This window comes from Mesorhizobium sp. M0048 (assembly GCF_040323405.1).
Classification (GTDB): domain Bacteria; phylum Pseudomonadota; class Alphaproteobacteria; order Rhizobiales; family Rhizobiaceae; genus Mesorhizobium.
Window position 1 is genome coordinate 207,822 of sequence record NZ_JAMYUV010000007.1, and the last position, 12,206, is coordinate 220,027.

The following is a 12,206-nucleotide window of genomic DNA, read 5'->3' on the forward strand; positions in this document are numbered from 1 at the left end:
TGAATGGCTGCGTGTAGAGGAATTTGGCGCGTAAAGCGCATTCTCACTATTCACTATTCCCTCTTCCCCTAATGCAGCACCAGCATGTCGCCCGACGAGAACGAAATTTCGGCCTTTTCGCCGACGGCCGGCGGCGGCGTGGCCGGGCTGTTGAACGTGTCGAGCGAGACCGTGGCGCCGCCGATGCCGACGCGCACCCGGATGACCGAGCCGAGGAAATGCACTTCGGCGATTTCGCCCGAAAGGCTGGAGTCGCGGCCGGGGTGGCGCCCCAGCGAAATCGCTTCCGGACGCAGTGCCAACGACAGCGTGTCGCCGGATTTCGAGCCGTTGAGCTTGCCCTTGAGCGAAACCTCTTGCGAATTGACGCGCACCTTGCCCGAAGCCGCGTCTGTGACCGTGCCTTCAAGCACGTTCAGCGTGCCGACGAAATTGGCAACGAATTTGGTTGCCGGCCGGTTGTAGATCTCGAACGGCGTGCCTACTTGCTCGGCCTTGCCGCCATACATGACGGCAATGCGGTCGGAGATCGACAGCGCCTCTTCCTGGTCGTGGGTGACGAAGATGGTGGTGATGCCGAGCTTCTTCTGGATCGAGCGGATTTCCTCGCGCAGCGACACGCGCACCTTCGCGTCAAGCGCCGATAGCGGCTCATCGAGCAGCAACAGCTTCGGCTTCGGCGCAATTGCCCGCGCCAGCGCGATGCGCTGCTGCTGGCCGCCGGAAAGCTGGTAGGGATAGCGGTCGCCCATCTGCGGCAGCTTGATGATGTCGAGCATTTCGGCAATGCGCCTGTCGGCATCGGCCTTTGGCATGCCGGCGACCTTCAGCCCGAAGCCGATATTCTGCGCCACGGTGAGGTTCGGAAACAGCGCATAGGCCTGGAACACCATGCCGACATTGCGCTGATTGGGCTTCAGCCGGGTGATGTCCTTGCCGGCCACGACGATCTTGCCGGCGGACGGCTCTTCGAAACCAGCGACCATGCGCAGCACCGTCGTCTTGCCGCAGCCCGATGGCCCAAGGAAAGAGACGAATTCGCCCGGCTCGACGTCGAGGTTGAAATCCTGCACAACGGTGATGGGGCCGAAGGATTTTCGCACATGCTGGATTGAGAGGAAGGGCTCGGTCATGGCTTTTTCCTTCGGGTCAGTTCGGACGGTTCGCCGATCGCGGCGCGAAACGCGACAGGATCTGGATCAGCGACATGCAGCCCCAGGTGATGGCGAAGGCGATGATGGCAAGCGCCGCCGGCTCGTAGGCTCGGTTAGCGCCGACGTTCTGCAGATAGGGTCCGAAGGCAGGCCGGTTGAGCAGGCTAGCCATGGTGAATTCGCCTATCACGATGGCGAAGGTCAGGAAGGCGCCCGACAGCACCGCGATCAGCACATTGGGCAGGATGACCCGGGTGATGATCGTGCCCCAGCCGGCGCCGAGAATCTGCGCCGCCTCGGTCAGTGTCCGCACGTCGATCGTGCGAAGTCCGGTGTCGACGGCGCGATACATGTAGGGCAGTGCTAGTGTCGCATAACCGATGACCAGCAAGGCATTGGCTCCTGTCTCGCTGCCCAGGAACGGCAGCGGTGAGTTCGACCCGTACATTCTAATGTAGCCGAAGACGATGACGATGGCGGGAATGACCAGCGGCAGCAGCGTGATGAACTCGACGACGGGCCTGAGCTGCGGCATCCGCAGGCGGATCCAATAAGCGGTAGGCACCACGATCAGCACGCCGAGAATGATGGTGAAAACAGCAGCGAGTACGGAATAGCCGAAGGTCGCCTGGAAACGGGGGTCGCCAAACACGACTTTGTACGCATCGAAGGAATAGGCGCCGCGCCGCATGCGCATGGAAAATTCCACCGTCGCGATAAGCGGAATGAAGAAGTAGGCAGCGCCCAGCGCGAAGACGACCCAGGCCCAGAAACGTCCGCTCTTCATTTAAGCCACCTTTCCGAGCGCGTCCGGAACCAGATGTAGAAGACATTGGCAAGCCCGGTGATGACGATCATACCGAAGGCAATGGCATAGCCGAGATGGGCATTGTGCAGCACGTCACCGCGGATCTGCGCGTAGAGCAGGATAGGGACGATGTTAAGCGAGGAGCCGGTCAGAGCGTAAGCGGTGGCGATGGCACCGAAGGCGTTGGCGAACAAGAGGATGACGGTGCCGAGGAAGCTTGGCCAGATCACCGGAATGACGACCATACGCCAGAACTGCGCCTGGGTCGCGCCAAGCGTTGCTGCCGCTTCGCCCCATTCCTTCTTCAGCCCGTCGATCGCTGGCACGATGATCACCACCATCAGCGGGATCTGGAAATAGACATAGGTCAGTGTCAGGCCCCAGAACGACAGAATGTTGAAACCATGGGCATAAATGTTGAAGCCGACCAAGACGTTGAGCAGCACCGTGGCGAGCCCGAGCCGGCCGAGCGTCGCGAGAAAGGCGAAGGCCAGCGGCACGCCGGCAAAATTGGAGGCCACGCCGGAGAAGGTCAGTGTCGCCGAGCGTATCCATTCCGGCAGTCCGCCGCGCACGATGGCGATGGCAATGGCAAGCCCCGCGAAAGCACCGATCAGCGACGAGGCGAGGCTGACCTTGATTGAGATCCAGTAGGCGGCAACGATCGACGGCTGCGCCAAGGCCGCTATGTTTTCGAAAGTGAATTCGCCGGCATCGTTCCGGAATGCGCCCAGCATCAGATAGAGCGTGGGCAGGATCAGGAACATGATGGCGAAGATGAAGAAAGGCGCAACGCCAAGCCATTGTGTCGGCAGCCTCATACTGCGGGCGTCGGCAGGAGGCGCGGTCTTCCCGGCAACAGCGTGATCGGACAACGAGATATCGGTCATGCGCCGGCTACCGTCCTGGAGGTATGCCGGGCGGCGATCTAAGCCGCCCGGCTGATCTCAAGTCTTACTTGACGTTGGCGCCGACGACGGCATCCCAGTTCTTGGTGATGGCTTCCTTGGCCTTGCCCTGCTCGTCGAGCGTCGGGAACACCGCGGCTGCATAGGACTCGGCCGGCGGCAGCTTGGCCATCACGTCAGCCGGGAGCTTGCCATTCTTGGCGAGGTCGTTGAAGCGGATCGGGTGACAATAGCCCTTCAGCCAGCCGATCTGGCCTTCGTCGGAATAGAGATATTCCAGCCATAGCTTGGCAGCATTGGGATGCGGCGCGTAGGCGCTGATCGCCTGAACATAGACGCCGGCGACGACACCGGTCTTCGGCACGACGACGTCGACCGGCGGATTGCCCTTCAGCGTATCGCGGCCGGCAAGCGCGTTATAATCCCAGGTCACCAGGATTGGCGTCTGGCCTTGGGCAAGCGTCGCGGGCTTGCCGATGACCGGCACGAAATTGCCGGCGGCGTTGAGCTTCTTGAAGAAGTCGAGACCAGCCGTGCCGGCGGCTTCGCCGGCAGCCGCACCGCCGGAAAGGCCGGCGGCATAGACGGCCTGGATGGCCTGGTTCGAAGCGCGCGGGTCACCGGCGAGCGCCACGGTATTGGCGAATTCCGGCTTCAGCAGGTCGGCCCAGTCTGCCGGCGCTTCCTTGACCAGGTCCTTGTTCACCAGGAACGAAAGCACGCCGTAATAGTCGCCGGTCCAGAAGCCATCGGCATCTTTGGCGCTGTCCGGGATCGAGTCCCAGGTTGATACTTTATAAGCCTGGATCAGGCCATCCTTCTTTGCGGTCGGACCGAAGCTCAGGCCGACGTCGATAACGTCGGGCGCCTGCGGGCCCTTGTTGTCCTTGTTGGCCTTGATCGCCTCGACCTCGTCGCCGGAGCCGGCATCGGGGTTGAGCTCGTTGACGGTGATCCCAGGATATTTTGCCTTGAAGCCGTCGATGACCGCGCCGTAGCCGCACCAGTCATGCGGCAGCGCGATGGTGGTGAGCTGGCCTTCAGCCTTGGCTGCGGCGACCAGTTCATCCATGGACTGGGCCGACGAGATGGCAGAGGTCGCCATCAGGGCGACGGCCGAAAGGGAAAGCAGTTTTCCCGTGAATTTGAACATGTGTTCTCTCCGTTGAACTGACGCCGTTGGACGCCTGCGATGCGGTATCGTTTTCGTGTGACAGCCAGATGAAAGCTTTGTGAAAGCGATGCCCCGCAGTATGAAAAAGTAAACTCTTTTTAACCGGCTGTAGCAATCGCTTCGCGATTCTTTTTCCGGCTAACTAGTTTCGATCTTGCCTTTCATCTTTCCCCCTTTCCTTTGCCTCTTTTCCCAAGTCGATTTCCGATGCGAAAATTGTCTCAGACGGTGCCGGCGATGGCGTTTTCGAGCAGCGTCAGCGCCGCCTTTTTGGTCAGCTTGACCGGGTTGCCGCCGGCGGTCGGATCGACCACCGCCATGTCGGCGATCAGGCCCTTGCGTCTCTTGTCCATGTCGAGCCCCTTGATCAGGCTGGGCAGCGCATGCGGCACCTTGAGCTCCTTGCGCAGCTTGATGATCGCCTTGGCAAAACCGTCGAAGCCGCCCTTGATGCCGCAATAGGCGGCGAGCCGGGCTATGCGCGGCTCGATCGCCTCGCGGTTGAAGGCCAGCACATAGGGCATGAACACGGCGTTGGTCATGCCGTGGTGGGTGTCGTAGAGCGCGCCGATGGGATGCGACAGCGAATGGATGGCGCCAAGCCCTTTCTGGAAGGCGGCCGCTCCCATGGCGGCGGCGCTCATCATGTTGGCGCGGGCGACCAGATCCTTGCCGTTGGCATAGGCTTTCGGCAGGTTTTCGAAGACCAGCCTTATGCCTTCCACGGCGATGCCGTCGGCCATCGGGTGATAGCCCGGCGCGCAATAGGCTTCGAGGCAATGGGCCAGCGCATCCATGCCGCTGCCGGCGGTGATGAAGCCCGGCATGCCGACCGACAGTTCCGGATCGGCAATGACGATCGCCGGCAAAAGCTTTGGATGGAAGATGACCTTCTTGGTATGGGTCGCTTCATTGGTGATGACGCCGGCGCGACCGACCTCCGAGCCGGTGCCGGCGGTGGTCGGCACCGCGATGATCGGCGCGATCGCATCGGCATCGGCGCGCGTCCACCAGTCGCCGACATCCTCGAAATCCCAGACCGGGCGTGTCTGCCCGGCCTGGAAGGCGATCAGCTTGCCGAGGTCGAGCGCCGAGCCGCCGCCAAAGGCGATGACGCCGTCATGCTTGCCCCCCTTGAACACGGCAATGCCGGCGGTCAGGTTGGAATCGACCGGGTTCGGCTTGACCTCGGAAAACACGCCATACGGCACCTTGGCATCGTCCAGTATTTTCAGCGTCGAAGCCACCACCGGCAGTTTGGCCAGTCCCGGGTCGGTAACGAACAGCGGCCGCTTGATGCCGGTCGCCGCCAGCACCTCCGGCAGCTCCTTGATGCGTCCGGCGCCGAAGCGGACGGTCGTCGGGTAATTCCATTTGGAAACGAGTTTTGTCATTTCGACCTTCTTGACTGCTTTCGTGCTCTCGGATGTCATTAGTTCACAAAGGTATTGGCCACACGGTCTGACCGCATCATGTACGGAATCCAGATGGCTGCGGCCCAGACGGAGCGGTAAATTCCGCGCATCGTTTCTCTGTCGAACGCATCAGCCAAGGTTGGAAAGCTCTCGCGAAAAACCAGATGCGCGGCCCATGGGTCGAGGATGGCATATACCGGCATCGCGACTGCCCAAATCATGTACCAGCCCGGGAATATCTCCCAGCGCTTGAACATGAAGAACAATAACAGGACCGGGGCTGTAAGGCTTAGAACGCCTGCTGTCACCAGTTCGGCAACGAGCAGCGCACCTTGAGAAAAACTGAAGGCCTGCCAGTCGAAGCCGAGATAGTCCGTATTGTGCAGTTGTACCAACCCCAGTATCGGCGTGAGCATCAACCCGAGCATCGGCAGGACAAGCCATCCGCCGATACCCTCGGGACCCTCACCATCTGGCAAAGCCGATTTTTGTGTATCCGCCACTACTCCCCCTCAACAGCGATCGCATGCTTGTCGATCGGCACCTTAGATCACCTCGCGCAAATGGTATGATTTCGGCCTGGTCAGATTGTCGTAGCCGATGGCCGACAATGCCGCGCCCTTGCCGGTATCCTTGACGCCGGTCCAGACCAGCGCCGGATCGAGATAGTCGCAGCGGTTCATGAACACCGTGCCGGTCTCGACACGATCGCCGATCGCCGCCGCATGCTCAATGTCGCGCGTCCAGATCGAGGCCGTCAGCCCATAGGGGCTGTCGTTCATCAGCGCGATCGCTTCCTCGTCGTTGCGCACCTTCATGATGCCGACGATCGGGCCAAAGCTTTCCTCGCGCATAACGCTCATCTGGTGGTCGACCTGGGTCAGCACTTCCGGCGTCAGATAGGGGGAACCTTGCCTGTCGTTGGCCACCTTCATATTGATGTGTGCCCTGGCGCCCTTGCGCAACGCCTCGGCCTTCTGCTCGCGGATCAGGTCGGCGAAGCGCGCCTGCGCCATCGGCCCCATGGTGGTCGCCTGGTCGAGCGGATTGCCGACGACGTAATTCCCAGTCTCGGCGATGAAGCCCTCGACGAATTCATCGTAGACCTTCTCGTGGACATAGACGCGCTCGATGCCGCAGCAGCACTGGCCGGAATTGTAGAAGGCGCCGTCGACCAGATTGGCAACGGCATGGTCCATCTTTGCGTCCGGCAGCACATAGGCCGGATCCTTGCCGCCGAGTTCGAGGCCGAGCGTCATGAAGGTGCCCGCCGCCGCCTTTTCGATGGCGCGGCCGCCGGCGACCGAGCCGGTGAAGTTGACATGGTCGATCTTGCCGGAGCCGAGCAGCCTTTCAGTCTGCGCGTGGTTCAGGACGAGGTTCTGGAACAGGCCCTTGGGCAGGCCGGCCTTATCAAACGCCTGCTGAAACCGTTCGCCGACCAACAATGTCTGTGCCGCATGCTTGAGGATGACGGCGCTGCCCGCCATCAGCGCCGGGACGATGGTGTTGACGGCGGTGAGATAGGGATAGTTCCACGGCGCGATCACCATGACGACGCCGAGCGGCATCTTCTTCACATAGCGCCGAAAGCCGTCCTTCGGGTTGGAGGCCATGACCGGCTTCAAGGCCGCCTCGGCGATCTCGACCATGTAGCTGACGCGTTCCCTGACGCCGCCGAACTCGCCGCCATAGCGCACCGGCCGGCCCATCTGCCAGGCGATCTCCGGCACGATCTCGTCGGTCATGGCGACCAGCGCTTCCAGCATGGCAAGCATGTACTTGCCGCGCTCGACGACCGGCGTCTCAGCCCACTTCTCCTGCGCCGCCTTGGCACGTTCGACCGCGGCACCGATCGCCTGGTCGGTGGCAAGAGGCCGTTCGGCATAGATCGAACCGTCGACGGGGGATTTTATCTTCACGGTTTCCAAAGAGGTCTCCAAATCAACAAGGCACTGTTTTGACGAAGCCGGCCGCGCCATAGGCAAGGATTGCGCGATCGCGGGTGATGATCTCGAGGTTTTTCGAGCGCGCCGTGGCTATGATGATCCGATCCGTTGGATCGTTGTGAACGACGCCGGGCAGGAACGAAGACTCGACCAAAAGCTCACTGTCGATCCCCTCGACGCTCGCTGCCCCGGTCTGCACGAACCGTTCGAACCATGCGAGCGGTGACTTGATGAATGGCAACCGGCCCTTGGCTACAAGCATGCCGATTTCCCAGGCGGACATCACGGAAACGGCGATCACGCTGCCATTTTTGCGTGCGCTGGTCACCTTCTCGACCGCAGCCCTCGTGACCGGCTGCTCCGTTGACAGCCACAGCATGAAGCATGTGTCGAGCAGAACCCCCTCACTCGTCATAGACATTGCCCCAATCCGGATCGGCGGGCGCGGTATAGTCGACGTCCGGAAGCAGGGTGAGCGTCCCGGCCATGCATCCAAACAACGGATCGGCACCCCGAGGCGGCACGATGTACTCTTCCTTGTTGCCGTTCATGTCGTCCACGAAATCCACTTGCCCCTCCTTGAAACCAGACCGGCGATCAGGCTCCGACGGCCTCGCCGCATGATTGGACCTTCCGAGGTGCACCAATATCTCGCTCTCCTGCCGGTCGAGAATTTCAGCGATCTTGCGTATCTCGTCGACCTGCATACGCCGCTCACCGTTCAGTGTCCGCGACAAGGCGCTGTAGTGTATGTTCATGCGGCCGGCCATGCTGCGTACCGTGAGCTTGCGCTCGTTCATTCGACTCATAAACCACGCCTTGTCGACATGGGCTCTACCTTTGGGCAAACGCTGCCTCCTGCGTGTTGCTGGTGCGATACCCGCAACAATATTGCGTAAAGCGCAACGCCGTCAATACCGCTCGAACCCCCTGTGCAGTTCCCAGTCCGTAATCCGGCGGTCGTACTCCAACTGTTCCCAGTGTGCCGTGTGGACGTAATGTTCCAGCACATCGTCGCCGAGCGCCTGCCTCAGCATTTTCGATTCCGCCAGCGTCGCGGTGGCGTCGCGCAATGTCTTTGGAATTTCAGGCAGCTGCGAGGCCTGGTAGGCATCACCGACGAAGGGCTTCTGCAGTTCAAGCTTTTCATCGATGCCGGCAAGCCCGGCCGCGATCAGCGCGGCGAAAGCCAGATAGGGGTTCAAATCGGCGCCGCCGATGCGGCATTCCATGCGGATGCCCTTGGAGCCTTCGCCGCAAAGACGGAAGCCGGCAGTGCGGTTGTCTTCGCTCCACGTGATCTTGGTCGGCGCGAACGTGCCGGCCTGGAAGCGCTTGTAGGAGTTGATGTAGGGCGCCAGGAACCAGGTGAATTCCTTGGCATATTTGAGCTGGCCGGCCGCCCATTGCTGGCCGAGCGTCGACAGCGTCCACTCGGCATTTTTGTCGCAGAACAACGGCGTCTTGCCGTCGGCGCTCCACAACGAATTATGGATGTGGCTGGAATTGCCGGCGAGCCCGTAATTGTACTTGGCCATGAACGAGATCGCCTTGCCTTCGGACTCGGCGATTTCCTTGGCGCCGTTCTTCAGGATGACGTGGCGGTCGGCCATGTCGAGCGCCTCGGCGTAGCGGACATTGATCTCTTCCTGGCCTGGCCCCCACTCGCCCTTCGAATTCTCGATCGGGATGCCGGCCGCCTCCATCTCGTTGCGCAGCCGGCGCATGACGCCTTCTTCCTTGGTGGTGATGCCGATCTGGTAGTCGCCGATATAGGGCGATGCCGTCTCGAGGCCCTGCCAGTGCTTCTTGCGGGCGGAATCGTAGGTTTCGCTGAACAGATAGAATTCGAGCTCGGAAGCGAAATAGCCGATATAGCCGCGATCCTGCAGCCGCTTGACCTGCTTCTTCAGCATGGCGCGCGGCGAATGCGCGAGGTCGTCATGGGTATGGTGGTCGAGCACGTCGCAGATCACCAGCGCCGTCTTTTCCAGCCACGGAACGCGCCGCAGCGTCGCAAGGTCCGGCTTCATGACGAAATCGCCATAACCCTTCGACCAGCTCGCCGCCTTGTAGCCGGGCACCGGTTCCATATCGATGTCTGCCGCCAAGAGATAGTTGCAGCCATGCGTCTCGTCATGCGCGGAATCGACGAAATAACGGGCCAGGAACCGCTTTCCCGCGAGCCGCCCCTGCATATCGACGATGCAGGCCAGCACCGTGTCGACCTCGCCGCTGGAGACCGCTTGCTTCAACTGATCGAACGAGAAATTTCCGGCCATTCCTTTGGCACTCCAGCGCTTGTCGTTTCGGGCTTGTCACTTTGAAAAGGAAACGAAAACCACGGCCGGCGCGAATGCCGGCCATGGTCATGAGAGGGGGTCAGGCGCCGGCTTCGCCGACAGCTATTTCGGCTGCCTTGATCGCCGCCTGACGCTTTGCGATCTGGTCGCCGATGGGCGGACCCTGGAAGCGGCGGTTCTCGAAACCGAACCAAAGCACCGCGGTCAGCACAATGAAGCCCAGGGTGATATAGAGCACTTTGTCGTTCGGCGGCTGGATGGCGATGTAGAAGATGATCGCCATGCCGATGACCGACAGGATGCAAAACAGCTTGAACAGGTCGGCGCCGAGGTTCCATGGGCCGGGGTTCGGCCATTTTTCCGTTCCGAAAGCCATCATGCCGAGCACGATCGGAATGATGAAGGACAGAAACAGGAACACCAATGTCGAATTGACGACGATGGTATAGATGTTCGTGCCGCCGACCGAGATGAACTGGGCAAGAAAGACATAGATGATCTCGAGCACAGCAGCCGTCCAAATCGCATTGACCGGCGTGCGCCAGGTCGGGCTGACCTTGGCTAGCGAGGCCGAGCCGACCGGCATGCCGCCGTCACGCGAGAAGGCGAAAAGCATGCGCGAGGCAGAGGTGACCGTTGCCAGACCGCAGAGGAACTGCGCGATCAGGATGCCCAGATAGAGCAGTGTCTTCAGCCACGCCGGCAAGATCGCGTCCATCGTGGCGAAGAACACGCTCCAGCCCTGCTTGGCGCCGGCCGCCAGATCCGGAATCGCCAGTACGATCGCGCACAGCATCACCCAGCCGATCAGCGACGACCAGACTACGGACGAAACGATTGCCCGCGGAACCGAGTGCGCCGCCCTCAACGTTTCTTCCGAAGTATGCGCCGACGCGTCATAGCCAGTGATGGTGTAAACCGGCAGCAGCAGGCAGAGCAGGAAGAGATACGTCATGGAATCGGACTGCGGGAAAACACCGCCGCCCGCGTCGCCCGAATAGTTCGTGAACGTCCACAGCCGCGTGATGTCGATCGCTGGAGCAAACATCAGGCAGGCGACGATCAGCACGGCTGTCGTTGCCAGGATCAGGAAGCCGGAGGCGTCCGTCAACATAGCCGTCAATTTGATGCCGAAATGATTGAGCAGCGCCTGCAACACGGTGATGAAGGCGACAAACCCGACGATCTCACCAGGCGTGCCAGTCATGCCGAAGGCTCCGCCGAAAGTGCCGACGAAGAAGAAAGCAGTACCGATGTTGATGGCGCCGAGCACGGTGATCAGGCCGAGCAGGTTGAGCCATGCGGTGAGCCAGCCAGTGAACCGGTTCCCTAGGATGGATGCCCAGTGATAGAGGCCGCCGGCGGTCGGAAATGCAGAGGCGATCTGGGCCATGGCGAGCGCGAAAAATCCCGAAACCATGCACCCGACGATCCAGCCGATGCCAGCGCCGGCGCCACCGATGGACGACGTCGCTTGCGCGAAGGAATTGATGCCGCCTGAGAGGATGCAGATGATCGAGAACGAGATCGCGAAATTCGAGAAGCGGCTCATGCTTCGCGACAGTTCCTGAGCATAGCCCATTCCGTGGAGAACTTTCAGGTCCTCCTTCTTGTCAACTTCGCTGTAACCCGGTGCTACCATTTTTAGTCCCCTTCTGGTTTCTTAGCTGGCCGATTGAACTGACTTTCCGACTGCGCTTGGTCTGGAGGCCTTGGCCGCCTCGGGCTCCAGATTGAGAAAAATACTCGCGAGCAGATCCGCCCATTTCCGCTGCCCGGCTGCGCCGGCGATCTCGTCGTTGCGGATTTCGATCATCGCGCAAAGCAGCCCGCGCGAGCGCGCATGGCGTTCCAGCGTGAAATAGACCCGGTCGGCCGGCGAATAGGGTTCATTGACGCCGACGGTGACGCCGGCAAGCCGCTGCAGCGCCGCGATCAGCGGCGCCGCCAGCCGGCGATCCTCATCATGGATGATGCCGATGTGCCACGGCCGGCTTTTGCCTTTATAGAGCGGCGTGAAGGAATGGATCGAGACCAGCCTGGTGTCCCGCCCGGCCGCCTGGCGTTCGTCGATGATCGTCGCGATCCGCTCGTGAAACGGTCGCCACGCCAGCGCGATGCGCGCCTCCCGCTGGTCGGCCGAAAGTCCCTGGTTGGCCGGGACCACGGTTTTTTCGCTGGCGCTGACCGTCACTATCAGGTCCGGCGCGTCGAGCGGCCGGTTGCAGTCGATGACGAGCCGCGAGATGCAGGTCTCGACCAGCGTCGCATCGAGTGCCTCGGCCATGCGGCGCGCCACCGGCAAGGCGCCGGGATCCCAGGCGATGTGGCGGGAAAGATCCTCGGCGGCAAGGCCGAGCGTTCCGAATTCCGGTGGCAGGAAATTGGAGGCGTGGTCGCAGGTCAGCACGAAGGGGCTCGATCCGCCGGGGTTCGTCACCCTTACGGTTTCAGGCGATGCAAGGCTGGCGGGCCGTGCTGTCTCCATTGTCTGC

The 12,206-nt window shown here is 61.3% G+C and carries 12 protein-coding genes; all 12 read right to left on the reverse strand.

The window, feature by feature from the left end:
- Positions 1-68 precede the first annotated feature (68 nt).
- The 12 genes from NKJ84_RS10340 to NKJ84_RS10395 all read right to left on the reverse strand — a co-directional run bounded on the left by NKJ84_RS10340 (position 69) and on the right by NKJ84_RS10395 (position 12,199).
- Complete coding sequence (locus tag NKJ84_RS10340; RefSeq protein WP_254816897.1) at positions 69-1,133, reverse strand: ABC transporter ATP-binding protein; 1,065 nt, start codon at positions 1,131-1,133, stop codon at positions 69-71.
- A gap of 16 nt (positions 1,134-1,149) precedes the next feature.
- The gene (locus NKJ84_RS10345) at positions 1,150-1,941 is read right to left on the reverse strand and encodes an ABC transporter permease (protein ID WP_352478173.1); all 792 of its coding nucleotides are present in this window, start codon (positions 1,939-1,941) and stop codon (positions 1,150-1,152) included.
- Complete coding sequence (locus tag NKJ84_RS10350; protein ID WP_023675356.1) at positions 1,938-2,852, reverse strand: ABC transporter permease; 915 nt, start codon at positions 2,850-2,852, stop codon at positions 1,938-1,940. The genes NKJ84_RS10345 and NKJ84_RS10350 overlap by 4 nt, the downstream gene beginning before the upstream one ends.
- 64 nt (positions 2,853-2,916) lie before the next feature.
- Complete coding sequence (locus NKJ84_RS10355) at positions 2,917-4,023, reverse strand: ABC transporter substrate-binding protein (protein ID WP_352506366.1); 1,107 nt, start codon at positions 4,021-4,023, stop codon at positions 2,917-2,919.
- Between the two features lie 242 nt (positions 4,024-4,265).
- Positions 4,266-5,438, reverse strand: coding sequence for an iron-containing alcohol dehydrogenase (locus NKJ84_RS10360; RefSeq protein ID WP_352506367.1), 1,173 nt, complete (start codon positions 5,436-5,438; stop codon positions 4,266-4,268).
- Positions 5,439-5,476: 38 nt separating this feature from the next.
- Positions 5,477-5,962 (reverse strand): DUF2569 domain-containing protein, encoded by a 486-nt coding sequence (locus tag NKJ84_RS10365; RefSeq protein WP_352506368.1) that lies wholly within the window; start codon positions 5,960-5,962, stop codon positions 5,477-5,479.
- A 42-nt stretch (positions 5,963-6,004) separates the two neighbouring features.
- Positions 6,005-7,441, reverse strand: a complete 1,437-nt coding sequence (locus tag NKJ84_RS10370; RefSeq protein WP_352506369.1) for an aldehyde dehydrogenase family protein — start codon at positions 7,439-7,441, stop codon at positions 6,005-6,007.
- Positions 7,404-7,829 (reverse strand): type II toxin-antitoxin system VapC family toxin, encoded by a 426-nt coding sequence (locus NKJ84_RS10375; RefSeq protein ID WP_352506370.1) that lies wholly within the window; start codon positions 7,827-7,829, stop codon positions 7,404-7,406. The genes NKJ84_RS10370 and NKJ84_RS10375 overlap by 38 nt, the downstream gene beginning before the upstream one ends.
- The gene (locus tag NKJ84_RS10380; RefSeq protein ID WP_352506371.1) at positions 7,813-8,217 is read right to left on the reverse strand and encodes a helix-turn-helix domain-containing protein; all 405 of its coding nucleotides are present in this window, start codon (positions 8,215-8,217) and stop codon (positions 7,813-7,815) included. Before NKJ84_RS10380 ends, NKJ84_RS10375 begins: the two co-directional genes overlap by 17 nt.
- Positions 8,218-8,319: 102 nt before the next feature.
- A complete protein-coding gene (locus NKJ84_RS10385; RefSeq protein WP_352506372.1) occupies positions 8,320-9,690 on the reverse strand; it encodes a glutamine synthetase family protein in 1,371 nt (456 codons plus the stop codon).
- Between the two features lie 100 nt (positions 9,691-9,790).
- The gene (locus NKJ84_RS10390) at positions 9,791-11,353 is read right to left on the reverse strand and encodes an amino acid permease (protein ID WP_352506373.1); all 1,563 of its coding nucleotides are present in this window, start codon (positions 11,351-11,353) and stop codon (positions 9,791-9,793) included.
- Between the two features lie 21 nt (positions 11,354-11,374).
- A complete protein-coding gene (locus tag NKJ84_RS10395) occupies positions 11,375-12,199 on the reverse strand; it encodes an N-formylglutamate amidohydrolase (protein ID WP_352506374.1) in 825 nt (274 codons plus the stop codon).
- Positions 12,200-12,206 lie beyond the last annotated feature (7 nt).

Coding starts and splice junctions, on each gene's coding strand:
- NKJ84_RS10385 (WP_352506372.1), bottom strand. CDS start 9,690: ATGGCCGGAAATTTCTCGTTCGATCAGTTGAAGCAAGCGGTCTCCAGC.
- NKJ84_RS10340 (WP_254816897.1), bottom strand. CDS start 1,133: ATGACCGAGCCCTTCCTCTCAATCCAGCATGTGCGAAAATCCTTCGGC.
- NKJ84_RS10360 (WP_352506367.1), bottom strand. CDS start 5,438: ATGACAAAACTCGTTTCCAAATGGAATTACCCGACGACCGTCCGCTTC.
- NKJ84_RS10370 (WP_352506369.1), bottom strand. CDS start 7,441: ATGGCGCGGCCGGCTTCGTCAAAACAGTGCCTTGTTGATTTGGAGACC.
- NKJ84_RS10395 (WP_352506374.1), bottom strand. CDS start 12,199: ATGGAGACAGCACGGCCCGCCAGCCTTGCATCGCCTGAAACCGTAAGG.
- NKJ84_RS10380 (WP_352506371.1), bottom strand. CDS start 8,217: ATGAGTCGAATGAACGAGCGCAAGCTCACGGTACGCAGCATGGCCGGC.
- NKJ84_RS10375 (WP_352506370.1), bottom strand. CDS start 7,829: ATGTCTATGACGAGTGAGGGGGTTCTGCTCGACACATGCTTCATGCTG.
- NKJ84_RS10350 (WP_023675356.1), bottom strand. CDS start 2,852: ATGACCGATATCTCGTTGTCCGATCACGCTGTTGCCGGGAAGACCGCG.
- NKJ84_RS10390 (WP_352506373.1), bottom strand. CDS start 11,353: ATGGTAGCACCGGGTTACAGCGAAGTTGACAAGAAGGAGGACCTGAAA.
- NKJ84_RS10355 (WP_352506366.1), bottom strand. CDS start 4,023: ATGTTCAAATTCACGGGAAAACTGCTTTCCCTTTCGGCCGTCGCCCTG.
- NKJ84_RS10345 (WP_352478173.1), bottom strand. CDS start 1,941: ATGAAGAGCGGACGTTTCTGGGCCTGGGTCGTCTTCGCGCTGGGCGCT.